At 66.9% G+C, this 18,010-nt stretch carries 14 protein-coding genes and 1 pseudogene; 8 read left to right on the top strand and 7 right to left on the bottom strand.

Going from position 1 to position 18,010, the window contains the following annotated elements; translation table 11 throughout:
* Positions 1-304: 304 nt before the first annotated feature.
* Complete coding sequence (locus DB31_RS18355; protein ID WP_044189283.1) at positions 305-1,639, bottom strand: sensor histidine kinase; 1,335 nt, start codon at positions 1,637-1,639, stop codon at positions 305-307.
* Between the two features lie 470 nt (positions 1,640-2,109).
* Between DB31_RS18355 and DB31_RS18350 the strand changes: the two genes are divergently transcribed.
* Entirely contained in the window at positions 2,110-5,211 is a 3,102-nt protein-coding gene (locus DB31_RS18350) for an amidohydrolase family protein (protein ID WP_240486772.1), read from the top strand.
* Between the two features lie 21 nt (positions 5,212-5,232).
* Here the strand turns inward: DB31_RS18350 and sitI6 (DB31_RS18345) are convergent, their stop codons facing one another.
* The 5 genes and pseudogenes from sitI6 (DB31_RS18345) to DB31_RS49635 form a co-directional block, all read right to left on the bottom strand.
* Entirely contained in the window at positions 5,233-5,955 is a 723-nt protein-coding gene (sitI6, locus tag DB31_RS18345) for a SitI6 family double-CXXCG motif immunity protein (RefSeq protein ID WP_044189278.1), read from the bottom strand.
* Positions 5,956-5,959: 4 nt separating this feature from the next.
* Positions 5,960-6,685 carry a SitA6 family polymorphic toxin lipoprotein gene (sitA6, locus tag DB31_RS46615; protein ID WP_169787068.1) on the bottom strand — a complete coding sequence of 242 codons (726 nt, stop codon included), beginning with the start codon at positions 6,683-6,685 and terminating at the stop codon, positions 5,960-5,962.
* Positions 6,686-6,872: 187 nt separating this feature from the next.
* Positions 6,873-7,595, bottom strand: coding sequence for a SitI6 family double-CXXCG motif immunity protein (sitI6, locus tag DB31_RS18335; protein WP_044189275.1), 723 nt, complete (start codon positions 7,593-7,595; stop codon positions 6,873-6,875).
* 4 nt (positions 7,596-7,599) lie between these two features.
* Positions 7,600-8,229 (bottom strand): annotated as a pseudogene (gene sitA6 / locus DB31_RS49640) (SitA6 family polymorphic toxin lipoprotein); the annotation flags it as partial.
* A gap of 234 nt (positions 8,230-8,463) precedes the next feature.
* A complete protein-coding gene (locus DB31_RS49635) occupies positions 8,464-9,420 on the bottom strand; it encodes a Kelch repeat-containing protein (RefSeq protein WP_240486771.1) in 957 nt (318 codons plus the stop codon).
* Positions 9,421-9,502: 82 nt separating this feature from the next.
* Here DB31_RS49635 and DB31_RS49630 point away from each other — a divergent pair, with 82 nt between their 5' ends.
* The 3 genes from DB31_RS49630 (at position 9,503) to DB31_RS18315 (ending at position 11,994) form a co-directional block, all read left to right on the top strand.
* Positions 9,503-9,661, top strand: a complete 159-nt coding sequence (locus DB31_RS49630; protein ID WP_169787066.1) for a hypothetical protein — start codon at positions 9,503-9,505, stop codon at positions 9,659-9,661.
* Positions 9,662-10,180: 519 nt separating this feature from the next.
* Positions 10,181-11,656: a M20/M25/M40 family metallo-hydrolase gene (locus tag DB31_RS18320; protein ID WP_083968426.1), complete on the top strand. Its 1,476-nt coding sequence runs from the start codon at positions 10,181-10,183 to the stop codon at positions 11,654-11,656.
* A gap of 77 nt (positions 11,657-11,733) precedes the next feature.
* On the top strand, positions 11,734-11,994 hold the full coding sequence (locus tag DB31_RS18315; RefSeq protein WP_044189267.1) for a hypothetical protein: 261 nt from the start codon (positions 11,734-11,736) through the stop codon (positions 11,992-11,994).
* A 6-nt stretch (positions 11,995-12,000) separates the two neighbouring features.
* Here the strand turns inward: DB31_RS18315 and DB31_RS18310 are convergent, their stop codons facing one another.
* Positions 12,001-13,602: an MDR family MFS transporter gene (locus DB31_RS18310; RefSeq protein ID WP_063769241.1), complete on the bottom strand. Its 1,602-nt coding sequence runs from the start codon at positions 13,600-13,602 to the stop codon at positions 12,001-12,003.
* A gap of 150 nt (positions 13,603-13,752) precedes the next feature.
* On the opposite strand from DB31_RS18310, the gene DB31_RS18305 reads away from it, so the two are divergent.
* The 4 genes from DB31_RS18305 to DB31_RS18290 all read left to right on the top strand — a co-directional run bounded on the left by DB31_RS18305 (position 13,753) and on the right by DB31_RS18290 (position 17,909).
* On the top strand, positions 13,753-14,205 hold the full coding sequence (locus DB31_RS18305) for a carbonic anhydrase (protein ID WP_044189263.1): 453 nt from the start codon (positions 13,753-13,755) through the stop codon (positions 14,203-14,205).
* Complete coding sequence (locus DB31_RS18300; RefSeq protein ID WP_240486749.1) at positions 14,202-16,121, top strand: lysyl oxidase family protein; 1,920 nt, start codon at positions 14,202-14,204, stop codon at positions 16,119-16,121. The genes DB31_RS18305 and DB31_RS18300 overlap by 4 nt, the downstream gene beginning before the upstream one ends.
* Before the next feature lie 18 nt (positions 16,122-16,139).
* A complete protein-coding gene (locus DB31_RS18295) occupies positions 16,140-17,291 on the top strand; it encodes a cysteine desulfurase family protein (protein ID WP_044189260.1) in 1,152 nt (383 codons plus the stop codon).
* Positions 17,292-17,681: 390 nt separating this feature from the next.
* Positions 17,682-17,909 (top strand): response regulator transcription factor, encoded by a 228-nt coding sequence (locus tag DB31_RS18290; RefSeq protein ID WP_169787065.1) that lies wholly within the window; start codon positions 17,682-17,684, stop codon positions 17,907-17,909.
* Positions 17,910-18,010: the final 101 nt, after the last annotated feature.

The following is an 18,010-nucleotide window of genomic DNA, read 5'->3' as shown; positions in this document are numbered from 1 at the left end:
TGGTGAGCGAAGCAGCGCGTGGAAGACCGTGATGGCTCCAGGGGTGGGAGCATTCCCCCCTGTAGAAGCAGCCAAAACCGCGCTGTAACAAGGAAAGAGCAACCGGCTGATGCGGCGCGACATACGTCGCCTCCAAAACTGCTTGTGGCCGCGAAGTCTCCAGTGGTGTCACAGGGCCGAGGAAGAGGTGCTCTCGATTCGCGCGAGCAGCACCAAGGAACTGGAGCTCAAGGCCAGAGAGACCAAGCTCCTCGTGTGGACGGTGGGGAGAAGCGCAAGGCGTACCGCATCGTCGTTCAGGAGCTCACGCCAGGGGCTGGGAGCCCTCGGTGATCGACTCATCCTTGGGCCTGCGGTAGTTCGGCAGCGGCGGCACGCGCGGCAGGTACACGGTGAAGCACGCTCCCTGGCCCGGCTGGCTCACCACCTCGATGCGGCCACCATGTGCGCTGATGATGCCGTGGGCCACCGCCAGCCCCAGCCCCGTGCCCTCTCCTGGAGGCTTGGTGGTGAAGAAGGGCTGGAACAGGTTGCGCAGCGTCTCGGGAGTCATGCCCGTGCCCGTGTCGCGGATCTCCACCCGCGCCCCATCCACCTCACGATGGGTGGACAGGCGCACCTTGCCTCCAGCGGCCGTGGCGTGTCCGGCGTTGGCCAGCAGGTTCACCACCACCTGGACGATCTGCCGCGGCCGGCCCATCTGCAGGCCTGGATTTCCCAGCTCCACCTCCACCTGACAGTGGCTGAGCTCGCCCTGCGCGAGCCGCAGCGCTGTTTGGGCCTCGGCGTTCAGGTCATATTCCGCGTAGGCCTCGGGATCGCCCCTCGCGAAGCGGCGCAGGTCCGCGACGATGGCGTTCACCCGCTTGATGCCCTCCAGCGTCGCCGGCAAGACCTCTTCCATGTATTCCCGCAGAGGCTCGGGCAACGAGGGCTGCCGCCCCAGCTCCTTATAGAGGGAGTGGATGTTGCTGGTGACGAAGCTCATCGGATTGTTGATCTCATGCGCCACGCCCGCCGCCATCACTCCCAGGCTGGAGAGCTTCTCCTGGGCGATGGCGCGCTGGTGGGCCTGCTGCAGTTGCTCGTGGGCCTTCTCGAGCTGACCCCGCTGCTCCACCACCTGCCGCACCATCTGGTTCATCAGCGAGGCACGCTTCTCGGTGATCAGATAGCCAAAGGCACCCAGCAGGCCAAAGGCCAGCACCCCCTCTCGCGAGGCCCCATCCCACAGCGAGAAGGAGAGCACGATGAGCAGGTACACGGCCAAGCGAGGACGGGACCGCGGACCCAACCCGTAGAACCACAGCATATTGTAGAGCAAGAAGGTCCAGACCAGCGGTGACCACTCCGTGGAGTGGCCGAGCACGCAGAAGCCGGCCGCGTTGGCCAGCATGCGGGGCCACTCCGCCTCTCCCCGCCCGTACCGTTGTGCGTACAAGTCGATGAGCCAGAGGTTCACTAGCAGCAGCACCCCGGTCACGGAGACCACCACGGTGAACACGGGCCAGTCGCCCCAGTACCATGCGAGCAGGGCGAGCGTGGTGGCGATGGGCCCCTTGCGCGCGGTGGCCTGGAGTCCCTGGTGGACCCACTCCGGGTCCGCATCCGAGGGAGGCTGCTTCGGGGGAGCGCTCATGACAGTCCCGGGAAGGCGGCACGTCCGCCAGCCGCGGACCCGCTCGATGGAGGCATGGTCCCAATCTACCGGATTGAGCACAGCCCCTGCTGACAGGCTGGACTCACGCAGAGTGGAAAGAGTCGCCTTGCACGGCTGGGGAATGGTGAGTGGCGCGGCTCGTTCCCTTACTATCCGCCCGGCTCGAACCCTCAGGAACACTCGTGACCCGACTGTTGCCGCTGTGCTGCGTCTTCCTCTTCACGGGAGTGGTGCTCTCCGCTGGCGCTCAGACGCCGCCCGCTACCCGGCATGACCCCCAGCCTCCTCCCGAGAAGGATCCGGCCCGCGAGGCGGCCAAGGCCACCCAGGTGGATGCAGGCGCGCCTCCGCCCCCGAGCACTCCGGACGCGGGCTCTACGGACTGGAACGTCAACGCGCCGAACGTCCTCTCCACCGAGGCGCCCATCGACGTCACCGAGGGCACGTGGATGAGCGTGGACGTGAGCCCGCGCGGAGACGAGCTCGTCTTCGACTTGCTGGGAGACATCTACACGCTGCCCATCAGCGGCGGCGAGGCCAAGGCGCTCACCCACGGCGTCGCCTGGGACATGCAGCCGCGCTACAGCCCGGATGGGAAGTCCATCGCCTTCACGAGCGACCGCGGCGGCGGCGACAACCTCTGGGTGATGAAGCGGGACGGCTCGGAGCCGCAGCCGGTGACGCAGGAGAAGTTCCGGCTCCTCAACAGCCCCGCCTGGTCCCCGGACAGTCAGTATCTGGTGGGGCGCAAGCACTTCACCTCGAAGCGCTCGCTGGGCGCGGGAGAGCTCTGGCTCTACCACCGCTCGGGTGGTGACGGCGTCCAGCTCACCGAGCGCCCCACCGAACAGAAGGACGTGGGCGAGCCCGCGTTCTCCCCGGATGGCCGCTACATCTACTTCAGCCAGGACGTCACCCCGGGCCGGGTGTTCGAGTACAACAAGGACCCGAACGGGGAGATCTACGCCATCCAGCGGCTGGATCTGGTGACGCATGACATCGACCCGTTCATCAGCGGACCGGGCGGCTCGGTGCGGCCCACGCCGTCTCCGGACGGGAAGCAGCTGGCGTTCATCCGGCGCGTGCGAGGCAAGACGGCGCTCTACGTGGCGGATGTGGCCTCGGGCGTCGAGCGGCCGCTGTTCGACGGGCTCGATCGCGACATGCAGGAGACGTGGGCCATCCACGGCGTGTACCCGACGATGGCCTGGACGCCGGACAACAAGTCCCTGGTCTTCTGGGCTGGCGGCAAGCTCAACCGCATCGAGGTGGCCACCAAGCGCGTGACGCCCATTCCCTTCCACGTGAAGGACACGCGCACCCTCGCCGAAGCCCTGCGGTTCCCTCAGAGCGTGGCCCCGGATCAGTTCCCAGTGAAGATGCTGCGCTGGGTGCAGGTGTCGCCCCAGGGTGATCGCGTGGTGTACCAAGCGCTCGGGCAGCTCTACGTGCGAGAGCTCCCCAACGGCCAGTCGCGCCGGTTGACGAAGCAGACGGACCACTTCGAGATGTATCCGGCGTTCTCGCGAGACGGGCGCTCCATCGTCTACACGACGTGGGACGACGAGAAGCTCGGGAGCATCCGCGTGGTGCCCGCCGTGGGAGGCGAGGGCCAGGTGGTGCTCGCGCAGCCGGGCTTCTATCGAGAGCCAGTGTTCTCGCCGGATGGGCGCTTCATCGTCTACCGCTCGGGCGGAAGCGGGCTGCTGCTGCCGGGTGAGTGGAGCCGCGAGCAGGGGCTGTATGTCATGGCCCGCAGCGGGGGCAAGGCGCGGCGGCTGGTGAAGGACGGCGAGCAGCCCCACTTCGGAGCGGTCTCGGACCGGGTGTTCTACCTGTCGGTCGAGGGCGGCGAGAAGGAGGACAAGCGCGAGCTGCGCAGCATCAGCCTGGATGGGGGCTCGTCGCGCACGCACCTCACGAGCTCGGAGGTGGCGGGCTTCCAGGTGTCTCCGGACGAGAAGTGGGTGGCGTTCCGGGAGAGCTTCAACGCCTACGTGATGCCGCTGCCTCGGGGTGGGAAGTCGGTGGCGGTCAGCAAGGACAGCAAGGCGCTGCCCGTGGCGAGGGTGTCCAAGGACGCGGGCGAGTACCTGCATTGGTCCGGCGACTCGAAGCAGCTGCACTGGTCGCTGGGGCCCGAGCTGTTCACGCGCGCGCTGCGCGAGTCCTTCCGCTTCGTGGAGGGTGCGCCGGAGAAGCTGCCCGAGGTGCAGGAGAAGGGCCTGAACATCGGCTTCGACATGAAGACAGACGTGCCGGCGGGAGCGGTGGCGCTGGTGGGCGGGCGCGTCATCACCATGCGTGGGGACGAAGTGATCGAAGACGGCGTGGTGGTGGTGCGCGGCAACCACATCGTGGCGGTGGGCAAGCTGGGCGAGGTGAAGGTGCCCGAGGGCGCGAAGGTCATCGACGTGCGCGGGAAGACGCTGATGCCGGGGCTGGTGGATGTGCACTGGCACGGGGCGATGGGGGCGGACGGCATCCTCCCGGAGCAGAGCTGGGTGAACTACGCGTCGCTGGGGTTCGGGGTGACGACGCTGCACGACCCTTCGAACGCGACGGGGGAGATCTTCGCGGCGAGCGAGCTGGCGAAGGCGGGGCGTGTCGTGGCGCCGCGCATCTTCTCCACGGGGACCATCCTCTATGGAGCGCAGGGGGTGGGGTACAAGACGCCCATCGAGACGCTGGACGATGCGCGCTCGCACCTGCGGCGGATGAAGGCGGTGGGGGCGTTCAGCGTGAAGAGCTACAACCAGCCGCGGCGGGATCAGCGGCAGAAGGTGCTCCAGGCGGCGCGCGAGCTGCAGATGATGGTGGTGCCGGAGGGTGGCTCGCTCATTCACCACAACCTGGCGATGATGGTGGATGGGCACACGGGCGTGGAGCACGCGCTGCCGGTGGCGCGCATCTACGAGGACGTGAAGCAGCTCTGGAGCAAGAGCAAGACGGGCTACACGCCGACGCTGATCGTCGCCTACGGCGGACTGTGGGGCGAGGAGTACTGGTACCAGAAGACGAACGTGTGGGAGGACGCGCGGCTGAACGCGTTCGTGCCTCGGCGGGTGATTGACTCGCGGAGCCGCCGGCGGACGATGGCGCCGGCGGACGAGTTCAACCACTTCAACGCGGCGCGGGCGGCGCGGGAGCTGAACGACGCGGGGGTGAGCGTGCAGCTCGGGGCGCACGGGCAGCGCGAGGGCCTGGGCGTGCACTGGGAGCTGTGGATGTTCGGCCAGGGCGGGATGAAGCCGCTGCAGGCGCTGCGGGCGGGGACGCTGGCGGGGGCGCAGTACCTGGGACTGGACCGGAGCATTGGCTCGCTGGAGCAGGGGAAGCTGGCGGACCTGATCGTCCTGGACAAGAACCCGTTGGAGGACCTGCGGAACTCGGCGTCGGTGCGTTACACGATGGTGAACGGGCGGCTGTTCGACGCGGCGACGATGAACGAGGTGGGCAACTCGCCTCGGCCGCGCGCGAAGTTCTTCTTCGAGCGAGAGGGCGGCGAGACCTGGGCGCCGGGTCTGACGCTGACGACGGAGCAGGACTGAGCGGGAGCTGCGGGCTGCCGCTCACCGCAGGGGCAGCTCGCGGAAGGAGAGGCAGTGGGGGGCATGGCGCTCCACTGCCTCCTTGAAGCGCTCGGTGCCGATGAGGACGGTGGGGAAGTTGGCCAACCGGAACAGGTCCAGGTGTTGGGGGAGTGAGGCGCCGTCCAAAATAGGGTGCTCGGGCCGGCTGAAGTCGTACCGTCGGCACTTGGAGCAGGGGTCAGCCTTGCCCAGTGGGATGCAGTCGGGGTGGAGCAAACCGTGGGGCTCGATCTGGAGTTCGAGGAACTCGGGTCCGACGCGTCTGCGGAAGCGCAGCCGGGTGGCGCAACCCAGCAAGCCCCGCAGGTTCTCGGATTGGAGAAGTTCCAGAGCCTCACGACGCACCAGCATGTGAAACTCGGATCGCAGCAGGACGATGGGCCCAAGCTCTCCCGTGATGGTGCCTATCGAGGGTCCAAAGGTGGTTCCAGGATCCAGGGGCATCCCCTTGGGGATGAGGGGACGCAGCGTCGAGCGCAGACGCTCGAACTCCGAGAAGTCTTCTTCAAGCCGAGCCTTCTCGAGCTTCGGACGCTCGGGGTGGTTGGAGAGATCCACGCAGGGAAAGGCGATGGCAGGAGTGTTCCAGATGGCATCGCATTGGGGACAGTGAATTCCAGGCAACCCCCACTTGTGGGCTGCGGCGAACCAGCCCCTCCAAGGTGATGACTCATCGTGGCCAAGCTCATAGAAGCGGGACATGAGGTCAGTACTCGATCGGCGGTGGCAGCAAGTAAGGAGGCTTGTCGTGGTAGGGGATGACAAAGCCTACGAGCTTGAAGCGTTTCATCAGTTCCCAGGAATGCTCGTACATCTGCTGTTTGGTAGCACCGGGTTTTGCGTCCTGGAAATCACGCCACGCCTGATTCCAAGCACCACCGCGCGCGCCAAGGTGAATGCGGCGGTGTGTCGGTAGGTCCAGCGATATCGTTTCCTGATGGGTGTTGATGCCTTGGCGCTCGAACCAGGTTTTGAGGCGAGGTTCCTGAGGGAAGATGTGGTGCTTCTCGTGGGGTTCCTGGGCAATCCTGAGCGCCTCTTCGAGCATCTTCCGCTGGCTCGGCAGCAGTGGCGTGTGGTGATTCCACGGGATGATGAAGACAGGCCTGTCCCACGGGAAGGGGATGAGAAGGCCCGCCCAGTAGCGCTGGGCCGTGGCAGTGGGCGGGCGGAGGGGGCCCACTCCGCGCGTGGGGACGACGCGGCCCGCTTCGGTGTCCTCTTGGAGGAAGAGGGTACAGGCTGGCTGATTGCATTGGAGCGAGAAGCACGCGTCCTCGCTAGAGGACTCGCATGGCTGGAAGCCCTCGACGACAGCAGCCTGTTCTTTTGCAGAAGGGACTGAGGCGGCAGCCGAGTCTCCACAAGCCCAAGCGTTCGCGTCATCAGCCCGCGGGGCGGGTGGCGCCGAGGCGCATGAGGCCAGAAGCACGCAGAGCAGCAACTACGGTTTGGAGCGCAGGCTCATGCGCTCAAACTCTAGGTGAGGAGGCCGGCGAGCTTGAAACGCTGGCTGCGGGTTTCTTTCAATCTTCTTCGAGCGCGAGGGTGGCGAGACGTGGGCGCTGGGGCTGACGCTCACGACGGAGCAGGACTGAGAGAGAGCCGCGGGCCGCCGCTCATCGCAGGGGCAGCTCGCGGAAGGAGAGGCAGCGGGGTGCATGGCGCTCCACTGCCTCCTTGAAGCGCTCGGTGCCGATAAGGACGGTGGGGAAGTTGGCCAACCGGAACAGGTCCAGCTGCTGGGAGAGTGAGGCGGCGTCGAGGATGGGTTCCGCAGGGAGGCTGAAGCCATCGCGGCCGCACTTCGGACAAGGGGGCGGCCTGCCCTGTGGAAGACAATCGGGGTGAAGCAGGCCGTGAGGCTCGATCTGCAGCTCAAGCCACTCGGGCGGGTTCTTGTGACGGAAGCGCAGCTCTGTCCGGCAGCCCAGGATTCCGCCGAGGCCTTCACCTTGGAGCGCCTCCAAGATCTCGCGGCTCGCCAGCATGTTGAATTCCGACTTCAAAAGGACAAGGGGGGCGAGCTGCCCTGTGACACGTCCGACCAGCGGTCCGAAAGCGGTCCCGGGTTCCAGAATGAATCCGTCAGGCACCCAAGGACGGAGGATTGAGCGAAGACGCTCAAACTCCATGAAGTTCTCCTCCAGCCGGGCTTTCTCAAATTTCCCACGCTCGGGATGATCAGAGAGATCGACAGCTGGATAAGCAAGTCCGGAGCCTGCCCAGATTGCATCACACTGCGGGCAGTGAACTCCTGGCAGCTTCCATTTGTGTGCCGCAGTGAACCAGCCCTTCCACGGAGAGGACTCATCGTGGTCGAGCTCATAGAAGCGGGGCATGGGGTCAGTACTCAATGGGCGGCGGCAGCAAGTAGGGAGGCTTGTCGTAGTAGGGAAGGATGAAGCCGACCAGCTTGAAACGTTTGATCAACTCCCAGGCATGCTCGTGCATCTCCTTGTTCGTTGCTGCGGCAAGGGTCCTTTGGAAGTCGCGCCATGCCTGATTCCAAGGGCCGCCCTTGGCCCCTGAGTGGATGCGGCGGTGCGTAGGGATGTCCAGCAGCATTGTTTCTTGGTGGATGTTGACGCGCTGGGCCTCAAACCACTCCTTGAGCCCAGTCTCTTGGGGAAAGATGTGGTGCCTCTCGTGAGGCTCCTGGGCAATCCTGAGTGCCTCTTCGAGCATCTTCCGCTGGCTCGGCAGCAGTGGCGTGTGGTGATTCCACGGGATGATGAAGACGGGTCTGTCCCGCGGGAAGGGGATGAGAAGGCCCGCCCAGTAGCGCTGGGCCGTGGCAGTGGGCGGGCGGAGGGGGCCCACTCCACGCGTGGGGACGACGCGGCCCGCCTCGGTGTCCTCTTGGCGGAAGAGGGTACAGGCTGGCTGATTGCATTGGAGCGAGAAGCACGCGTCCTCGCTAGAGGACTCGCACGGCTGGAAGCCCTCGACGACAGCAGCCTGTTCCTTTGCAGAAGGGACCGAGGCGGCAGCCGAGCCTCCACAAGCCTAAGCGTTCGCGTCATCAGCCCGCGGGGCGGGTGGCGCCGAGGCGCATGAGGCCAGAAGCACGCAGAGCAGCAAGTACGGCTTGGGGCGCAGGCTCATGCGCTCAAACTCTAGGTGAGAGAGCCGGTGCGCTTGAAACGCTGGTGACGGGCTTCATTCAGGGAACCCCTCGCGACTGCCTTGGGTCCCTCAGCCAAGGCGCTACTTGGAGTAGAGGTAGAGCGGTGCCAGGTACTCGTAGACGCTGGTGATCGCGCTGTTGGTCCACCCGCCAATGATGAGTGCGCCCCCGCGGAGCTGGGCAACTGAAGGCGCATAGCCTGTGAAGGGTACGGCAGCTCCACTCGACCATGTGCCAGAAAGCGGATCATAGATATAATGGTAGTTTCTGCCTGCAGTGTCCCAACCTGTGAAGGTGTGTAGCTGCCCGGCGATGACAGCTCCAGTGTGGTAGGCCAAGATCCCAGGCATGGACGCCACTTGAGCCCAGGAGTTCGTGGCGGGATCATAAAGATAGGTTTCGGCTCGATAGCTGGAGCCGTCATGTCCTCCTGCCAAGATGAGGCGGCCGTCGGGCAGAACTCCCGAGGCCGACCAGTGGCGAGCAACCGGCAGGTCGCGAGCCGTGCTCCATCTGTTCGTGTCGAAGTCGTAGACGACGTGTGAACGGCTGCTAATCCCGCCGGATATGGTGTCGACTCCCCCTACCACGTGCAGCTTCCCATCTGACAGGATCCCGTACGCGGCAGCGTGATGGTTGTGATCCGGCAAGGGTGCCCCCAAAGTCCAGGTATTGAGTTGGGGGTCATAGATCTCGGTGAGTTGGGTGCCACTGGTGCTGTTACATACGTAACCGCCAATGGCGTAGACCTTGCCGCGGGCGCCGACGATAACCTGTCCATAGCGGGCCACGGACATTTGCTGCCGTGACCTCCATTTATCGGTGGCGAGATCGTACTCCCATAGATTGGCGGTACAAGAGGAGGAGCTGAGATAGCCGCCAGCTACGTAGACCTTGGTTCCCAGAACGGCAGCTCCCATGACGTGACTGGTTGCCGAGGGGATCTGCGCACGCGCAGAGAAACTCTCGGGTCTGCCCAGTCCGACCAAGGAGTAGCCCGCGCCTGTCAGCGCGGAGTCCTCTGAGCGGATGGACATCACCAGGGAACTGGACGTTCCACCCCCCGTTTCCAACGAGCCGACGCGTCCCTCCACCTGAGTGAGTCGGTCCTGGACCGTCGTGAGTCCCCCCTCGACCGAAGAGACGCGGCTCGTTATCGACCCCACGCTGCTCGAGAGCGCGAAGTCCGGCGCTCCTGTCACTCGGGCCCATGACTGGGTCCCCGGCCACTCGGTGCTGGCGGTGACTCCTGTGAGCGCCGAGAAGGCATGGGTGTGATCCGTGGGAGGGAACGTGGTGGGCTTGTCCGTCACGGAGTTCCACGTCACTGGAACTCCTCCAGGTCCCGGGGTGACGCAGCTCCAGCCCGAACCCGTCTTCTGGACGAGCTGCCCATTGGCACAGCTCGCTACGATGGGGACCTTGGTTCCATCTAGGCTCAGGGTCTCGCCCGACGCGTCTAGCGCGAGCGGCTCTTGGGCCCGGAGGGTGGGCGCTTCTGACTTCGTACAAGCAAGCCCTCCTGTTGCCACGAGCCCGAGGATGAAGACACTCCACAGTTGCACACGCGCCACGGGTGCCTCCCGGAAGGCCTCTTGAGCGTGCTGGCACCTGCTCGATCGGGAGGCCGGTGGGACCGGGATACGTGGGAAGATAAGAAGACGCTGTACCATTTCGGATCTCTGGCGGTGCCGCACGCGGGAAACGCTTGCCGTGGATCGCTTGCCGCCGGAGAGTGCGCTCCTTCTCCCGGAGTGTCTTGTGTCCGCGACTTCTCTTATCTTCTCCCCCGCGTTGATGATCAGCCTGCTCGCCGCGCCCTCGGCTCCCAAGGCCGGTGCTTCGAGCAGCGCATCGCCTCAGGCCGCTCAGCTCCAGATGGCCGAGCGGCTCGTCGGGCCCGCGCTCACCGAGGGCCATGCCTGGGCCCGTCTCACCGAGCTCACCGATACCATCGGCCCGCGCCTTTCCGGCTCCGAGAGCGCCGAGGCCGCCGTGCAGTGGGCCCTGCGCTCCTTCAAGGCCGATGGCGTGAAGGCCTGGACCGAGCCCGTCAAGGTGCCGCACTGGATCCGAGGCGAGGAGCACGGCGAGCTGCTCGCCTCCGAGCGCTTCCGGGGCAAGTCCCTCCAGATCATGGCGCTGGGCGGCAGCGCCCCCACGCCCCCCGAGGGCATCACGGCCGAGGTGGTCGAGGTGTCCTCGCTCGAGGAGCTGGCCGCACTCGGCGATCGCGTGAAAGGCCGCGTGGTTCTCTTCAGCCACGACATGAAGGTGCCCGAGGACTACGGCAAGTTCGCTGGGCTGCGCGGCCGTGGGCCCTCCGCGGCAGCCAAGGCCGGAGCCGTGGGCGTGCTGGTGCGCTCGCTGGCCACTGCGTCCCTGAGCACGCCCCACACGGGAGCCACTGGCTTCGCGGAAGGCATCAAGCCCATCCCCTCGGCCTCTGTCACGGTGGAGGACGCGCTGCTGCTCCATCGTCTGCTGGCCAGCGGCGGCCCAGTCCGGGTACGCCTGGTGCTCGGGTGCAAGGAACTCCCGGAGGCCGACTCCTTCAACGTGGTGGCCGAGGTGAAGGGCCGCGAGAAGCCTGAGGAGATCGTCCTGATCGGCGCCCACCTGGACTCGTGGGACGTGGGCTCGGGCGCGCACGATGATGGCGCTGGCGTGGTGATGGTGATGGAGGCTGCGCGTCTCATTGCCCGGCAGAAGCCCGCGCCTCGGCGCACCGTGCGCGTGGTGCTCTTCATGAACGAGGAGAACGGCCTGCGCGGCGCCAAGGCCTATGCCGATGCCCATGCCGCCGAGCTGCCCCGCCACGTGGCCGCACTGGAGATGGACTCGGGCGGTGGGCGGCCTCTCGGCGTCCAGCTCCGAGCCGGTGAAGGGGGCTCCGAGCTGGTGCGGCCGTGGCTGGCCCCCCTGACGGCGCTGGGCGCGGCCACGCTCCTGTCGAGCGAGGCGGGGGGCGCGGACCTGTCACCGCTCGTCCCGGCCCAGGTGCCCATGTTCAGTGTGAGGACCGACGCCAGCCGCTACTTCGACTACCACCATACCCACGCGGACACGCTCGACAAGGTAGAGCCCGAGGCGCTCGCCCAAAGCACGGCGGCCGTGGCGTGGATGACCTATGCGATGGCGGAGATGCCGAGCCTGCTGGTTCGCCCGGCCGCGCCGTCCAAGGCTCCTTCCCTGGTTGCGCCGCCCAGCCAGGTCCATCCGACCGCGCCTGCCGCTCCGGTCGTGGGCGCTCCGAAGACTCCGGGCCCATGACAGACCCACGGGCTCTACTCTCGGTGCTGCGGGCGGCATTCAGCCCCCGGGCACATGACGAAACGCGAGGAGAACCCATGCTGCGGAAGATGACGATGGCCCTGGCGAGCGCAGTGGTGCTGCTGGCGGCCCCCGCCCTGGCGAACGACAAGTACCACGTCTACAAGACCTCGAGGAACGAGTGTGAGATCGACACGCGCGACCACGCGGCGATGAAGAACCAGCGCGGCACGGACGACTGTCTCGGTCACCACGACTACCGCACGGACGCCGAGAAGACGCGCTCGCAGAAGGTGAAGTCGGGCGCCTGCAAGTGCCCCTCCGGCAACAACTGCTGAGCGTACCTACTCCATGGGCGGCGGGGGCATGGGCCCTCGCCGCAGGGGTCGCTCGGGCAGCAGCGCTGTCAGCACCAGCGCCACCAGCGTCACCCAGATGGCCACCCGGTACACCGAGGACGTGGCTTGGGTGAACGCCTCCTTCGTGGCGCGATCCATCCGGAGACCCTGGCTCGCAACAGGCGCCTCACCGCCTTCGCCCGACACCCCAGGCATTCCCACGCCGAGGTGCGATCGCACCTCCGCCGGCGTCCCGCTCGCCTCCTGCTCCGTCCGCGTTTGCATCGGGTGGGAGAGCGCCGAGGCGAAGACCACGCCCGCCAGCGCCACGCCCACCGTGGATCCGAGCTGCCGGAAGAACGTCGTCGTCGATGTGGCCACGCCAATCTGCCGGGGCGGCACCGCATTCTGGATGGCCAGCGTGTAGAGCGGGATGGTGGGGCCCATCCCCAGCCCCATGAGCACCATCTTCGCCGTCACGGTGGCCTGGGTGGAGTCCGGTGACAGCGTGAAGCCCATCACCGCGAAGCCCACGCACAGCAGCACCAGCGCTCCGAGCATCAGCACCTTGTAGCGCCCGAGCCGCGAGGCCAGCTGCCCAGAGAGCACGTTGCCCGCCACCACGCCCAGCGTCAGCGGCATGATGGTCAACCCCGAGCGCGTCGCTGACAGCCCCACCACGTTCACCATGAAGAGCGGCAGGAAGGTGAAGGCCGACAGGAAGACCGCGCCGATGACGAACACCGTCGCATTGCCCAGCGCGAACGTCTTCTCCTGGAACAGCCTCAAGTCCAAGAGCGGCTCATCCGCCTGTGCCTCCACCAGCACGAAGAGCACCGCGCCCACCAGGCTCACGGCGAACAGCCCCAGCACCTGCCACGAGCCCCACGAGAAGCCCGCCTCTCCTGGCGCCGTGTGGCTCCGGCCGAGGCTCAGCGCCAGCAGCAGGGGAACCACCGCCACCACCAAACAGGCCACACCCGCCAGATCCCACTTGGGCGGAGCCGTCCGAGGCCGCCGCAGCGCGGGCATGCGCAGGAAGATGACGGCCAGCGCCACCACGCCCACCGGCAGGTTGATGAAGAAGACCCAATGCCAGCCGAACGTGTCTGTGATGAAGCCGCCCACCAGCGGGCCCACCACGCTCGACAAGCCGAACACTCCGCCGAAGAGCCCCTGGTACTTGCCACGCTCAGCGGGAGGAAACAGGTCCGCCACCACGGCGAACGCGCTGGTGAAGAGCGCCGCGCTCCCCAGCCCCTGCACCGCCCGGAAGAGGATGAGCGGAACCGTCCCCCACGCCGCGCCACATAGGAAGCTCCCCGCCAGGAACACGAGGATGCCGGTGACGAGGATCTTCCGGCGCCCGAATTGATCCGACATCTTGCCCCACAGCGGCACCATCACCGTGGAGGCCACCAGGTACGAAGTGGTGATCCACGAATAGAGCGAGGCCGGAATGCTCAGGTCATCCTGGATGGCGGGTCCCGCCGTGGCGACGATGGTCTGGTCCAGCGCGGCCAGCAGCATCCCCAGCAGCGCGCCCAGCAGCGTGAAGACTTTCTCCGAGCGGCTGAAGGTGAAGGGCGCGTCGTTTGGCGGAGCCATGGGGGAGGCGGAGTCCATAGAAGAATGCAGGGAAGGTGGCGACGATGAGGTGATCAGTGCACCTACCTGGATGTGCAAGCCCGCAAACCGTCACGGTTGACTGCCTGCCTCTTGGGCGGAGCAGCGCGCGCGCCTACGCTCGGCCTCCCTATGTCCAAGCCTTTCATTGCCAAGGTCCCCTACGAGGCCAGCCACCCCACTGGCCTTGCCGTGTACTGCTCGGATGGGCGCTTCACGAACGCCGTGGAGGAGTTGGCCAGGCACCTCGGTCACGAGCGCATCGACACGCTCACGATCCCGGGAGGCCCAGGCCTGCTCAACCGCTGGTCTGCGGACTATCTCGAGAGCGACATGATCACACGAGCAGCGAACTTCCTTATCCGCGGCCACCACATCCAGGAGGTGTTCTTGCTGGCCCACGCGGGCTGCGGCTACTACCAGACCCGCCACGGCGCCTTGGGCGCGGAGTTTGTCGCCGAGCAGCAGCTCAAGGATCTCCAAGCCGCCGCTGAAGAACTGCGCAAGACCCACCCCGGCCTCACCGTCCACACCTACTTCGTCCGCCCCCAAGGAACGAAGATCACCTTCGAGCCCCTGTCATGATGATCCCCAGACGCCCCCTGCTCCTCGCCGCCCTCGTGGCCGCCATCTCCGGCTGTGATGACGAGCCCGTCTCACCGGCCCCCGAGCCCACGCTCTCCCAGGAGCCCATCTGGTCCCTGGAGCAGAGCACCCAGAACGGTGCGTTCTGCTTCGGCAACTCCTTCGCCTTCGAAGACGTCAACGGGGATGGGCGCAAGGACCTCGTGGCTGCGCTGCCCACCTGTGGCTGGTCCACCACGCAGAGCATGGGCCGGGTGGCCCTCTACGCGGGAATGGACTCATTCTTCTCGCCAAACTCCGTGCTCGCGGACATGACCTGGCAGAACACCCATAGTCGCACCTCCGGCCGCGGCATGACGGTGGCTGCCGGCAATGTGAATGGAGACGCCTACGCGGACTTGCTCGTGCGCGGCACCTATGGAGTGCAGGTCTTCACCGGTAAGGCGGACCTGAGCACGGTGCTCGCCGCGCCTGTCTTCCGCGTGCCGGGCAACGGCATCTTTGGCGGCGCCCACTTCAGCGACTTGAATGGCGATGGGCTGGATGACCTCGTCAGCCTCAAGGCCGGCATGGCCTCGCTCTACCTCGCCACGCCCCAGGGCGAGGGAGGGCCGTTCACCCTGGTTCGCACTCTCCCGGCCACCTCGACCCGCCAGGTGGGAGACACCAACGGAGACGGCGCGGCGGACCTGCTCATCGGGCTCAACGAAGAGTCGTCCCTCTACCTGGGCTGCAAGCCGGGCAGCTCCTTGGTGTGCGAGGGGCCCGTGACGGCCCAGCCCGTTTGGACGATCGCGCGCACCGTTCAGGCTGTCTTCCCTGATCAGAACGGGGATGGCCGCGCGGAGTTCTTCGTGGGTGAATACACCAGCGGGCGCACGTGGCTGCACCTCTCCGATGCCGCCACGGGAGGCCTCTCCACAGTGCCAGCCTGGTCCGTCATGGGCGACCCGCTCTTTACAGGCTTCGGGCGCGACATCGAGCCGGCGGGGGACCTCGACGGCGATGGCCAGCGGACCGAGTTCGTGGTGACCGCGGCGGGGCGCTTGTACCTCTACACCCCGGAGCAGGGACTCTCCGCGGAGCTGCGCCCGAGCTGGGCGTGGCCGGCGTCGGACTCCTTCGAGGGCCCGCAGGGGGAGATGACCGGCCTCAAGCTCCTGCCTGCGGGTGACCTCAATGGCGACGGCCGGGACGACCTGATCGTGGGCATCCCTCCTGTCTGGGAGTCTTCGAACCCGGGCAAGGTCATCGTGCTCAGCGGGGGCAAGGTGCCGGACCAGAACCCAGCGCCCTTCCTGCCGGAGAAGCGCAACTGCGTCACGGGCACGGGTGGCAAGCCAGACCTTACCGTGGACGGAGATGTGCTGGGCCGATCGCTCTACGTGGAGCGCAAGGCGTTCTCGGACACCTCGTGCGAGGTGCTCGAGGGCTGCGTGAGCGGCACGGGCGAGCGGCGCCTGCTGCGCTTCAGCGTCTCCATTCCCAACTTCGGCAAGGGGCCCATGGTCATCCCCGGGCCCACGACGGATCCGTCGCTCTACCAGTACGACTCGTGCCACGCGCATGACCATCTCATCGAGTTCGCTCACTATGAGCTGAAGGATGAGAAGAACGTGGTGACGGCCACCGGGCGCAAGCAGGGCTTCTATCTGATCGACTTCAACCCCTACTGCATGGACGCGGCGCCGCCCGCGGACTTCGGGCTGGATCTGGGCATTTCGCCGGGCTGGGCGGACATCTACACGTCGGATCTGCCGTGCCAGTGGTTGGACATCACCAACGTGCCGGATGGCGTGTACTCGCTGCGCGTGGCGGTGGACACGCGAAACATCGTGGATGAGGACGACGTACTGCCCAACCACGCGGACGTGAAGCTGCGCCTCCAGGGAGACAGCGTGAAGCGCGAGCCGTAGCCGCGCCTCCAGCCCGCCATGCCAGACGCCGAGCACCCCATCTATCTGGACTTCAACGCCACCACGCCCGTGGCGCCTGAGGTGCTCGAGGCGATGCTGCCGTACCTCCGGGAGGAGTTCGGCAACCCCTCGAGCACCCATCCCTACGGCCGCCGCGCGAGAGCCGCGGTGGAGCGGTCCCGCGAGCAGGTCGCGAGGTTGTTGGACGCCCATGCGGAGGAGATCCTCTTCACCTCCGGAGGCACCGAGGCCAACAACCTGGCCATCCGGGGTGTCATGGCTGCCCAGCCCGAGCGGCGGCACCTGCTCACCTCCACCATCGAGCACCCCGCCACGGCGCTGCCGTGCCGCCACCTGGAGCGGGAACACGCGGTGTCCTGGGTGGGGGTGGACGCGGAAGGGCGGCTGCGCCTGGAGCAGGCCACGGAGCTGCTCCGAAGCGGCACCGCGCTGGTTACCTTGATTCACGCCAACAACGAGACGGGGGTGCTGCAGCCCGTGAGGGAGCTGGCGTCGGCCGCGCGGAGGGTGGGCGCGGTGGTGCACACGGATGCGGCGCAGAGCGTGGGCAAGGTGCCCGTGTCTGTGAATGAGCTCGGGGTGGATCTGCTCACGGTGGTGGGCCACAAGCTGTACGCGCCCAAGGGTGTGGGAGCGCTCTACGTGCGCCGTGGCACACCGCTGAAGCCGCTCGTGCTCGGAGGTGGGCAGGAGCACGGCAGGCGGCCGGGCACCGAGAACGTGCCCTCCATCGTTGGCCTGGGCGCCGCGTGCGAGCTGGCGCGCGGGCGGCTCGAGCGGGGCATGGCGGCGCTGGTGGAGCTGCGCGAGCGGCTCTGGTGGCGGCTCCAGGCGGAGGTGCCGGGCATGCGGCTCACCGGGCACCCCACGGAGCGGCTGCCCAACACGCTCAATGTCCGCTTCCCTGGCGTCCGCGGCAGCGCAGTGCTGGCGGGCGCCCCCGAGGTGGCAGCCTCCACGGGCTCGGCGTGCCACGAGGGAGGGGAGACGGCCTCTTCCGTGCTGTTGGCCATGGGGCTGCCGCCCGAGGAGGCCTTGGGCGCGGTGCGCCTCACGCTGGGTCATGGCTCCACGGCGCAGGAGGTGGACGTGGCGGCCTCGGCCCTGGCCCGCGCGTGGCGGGTGGCGGCGGGTGGCAGCGGCCGCTGAGCCCGTCTCGCTGGGTCTTGGTTTACCCAGACTGCCCACTCAGGGAAGCGGGTCGGGCTCCCCCCCGGACCCGGCCCGCTCCCCTGGTGGGACAGCTCCGGCGCGCCCCCAGACAGCGAGGCAATGGGGGAGGGTACAGTCACCTGCCTTGGGAAGGCTTCACCCGGATGGGTGAGGGGGGGAGCCTCGTGTCAGTGATAAAGGTCTCTCGGAAGTGTGTCCTGGTGGCGGACTACGCGGCCATCTCCGGCTCGCCGTGATGAAGAACCCCAACACGATCTTACGTGACTCGGAGATGCTGTCGCGGGCGGCGACTGGCACGGGGGCTTCACGCTGTACCGCGAGAGCCTCCGGCGGCCCTGGGCGCTGTTGATGGAGGAGATGCTTCACATGAAGAGCATCCCGGTCCCCTTGCAGTGGCGCGAACTGTTCACCCCCAAGGAGCTGGAGGTGGTGGAGTGGATGCTGCGCGGCGTGGACAACCTCTCCATCGCCGAGCAGCTTCACCTGTCGATCAACACGGTGAAGACTCACCAGAAGAACATCTACGCCAAGCTGCTGGTGCCCAACCGGGCCAAGCTCATCCTGGCGGCCCAGGAGTTACTCGCCCGGCAATAGATCAGGGCCTCCGTCCTGGCGCGCTGAGAGCGGGCATGTGTGCTACGGGGGCAGGCCGGATCCCCCAGGGCCCGGCCCGCCCCTCGTGCCTTTGTTCTGTC

This window comes from Hyalangium minutum, assembly GCF_000737315.1.
Taxonomy (GTDB): Bacteria; Myxococcota; Myxococcia; order Myxococcales; family Myxococcaceae; genus Hyalangium; species Hyalangium minutum.
Note: the sequence above shows the minus strand (reverse complement) of the source record. Positions and strands in the feature narration are given on the sequence as shown.

Excerpts from the sequence above, each read along its gene's own strand:
- DB31_RS18355 (WP_044189283.1), bottom strand. The coding sequence starts at position 1,639 with ATGAGCGCTCCCCCGAAGCAGCCTCCCTCGGATGCGGACCCGGAGTGG.
- DB31_RS18350 (WP_240486772.1), top strand. The coding sequence starts at position 2,110 with ATGAGCGTGGACGTGAGCCCGCGCGGAGACGAGCTCGTCTTCGACTTG.
- sitI6 (WP_044189278.1), bottom strand. The coding sequence starts at position 5,955 with ATGTCCCGCTTCTATGAGCTTGGCCACGATGAGTCATCACCTTGGAGG.
- sitI6 (WP_044189275.1), bottom strand. The coding sequence starts at position 7,595 with ATGCCCCGCTTCTATGAGCTCGACCACGATGAGTCCTCTCCGTGGAAG.
- DB31_RS49635 (WP_240486771.1), bottom strand. The coding sequence starts at position 9,420 with ATGTCCATCCGCTCAGAGGACTCCGCGCTGACAGGCGCGGGCTACTCC.
- DB31_RS18320 (WP_083968426.1), top strand. The coding sequence starts at position 10,181 with ATGATCAGCCTGCTCGCCGCGCCCTCGGCTCCCAAGGCCGGTGCTTCG.
- DB31_RS18315 (WP_044189267.1), top strand. The coding sequence starts at position 11,734 with ATGCTGCGGAAGATGACGATGGCCCTGGCGAGCGCAGTGGTGCTGCTG.
- DB31_RS18310 (WP_063769241.1), bottom strand. The coding sequence starts at position 13,602 with ATGGCTCCGCCAAACGACGCGCCCTTCACCTTCAGCCGCTCGGAGAAA.
- DB31_RS18305 (WP_044189263.1), top strand. The coding sequence starts at position 13,753 with ATGTCCAAGCCTTTCATTGCCAAGGTCCCCTACGAGGCCAGCCACCCC.
- DB31_RS18300 (WP_240486749.1), top strand. The coding sequence starts at position 14,202 with ATGATGATCCCCAGACGCCCCCTGCTCCTCGCCGCCCTCGTGGCCGCC.
- DB31_RS18295 (WP_044189260.1), top strand. The coding sequence starts at position 16,140 with ATGCCAGACGCCGAGCACCCCATCTATCTGGACTTCAACGCCACCACG.
- DB31_RS18290 (WP_169787065.1), top strand. The coding sequence starts at position 17,682 with ATGAAGAGCATCCCGGTCCCCTTGCAGTGGCGCGAACTGTTCACCCCC.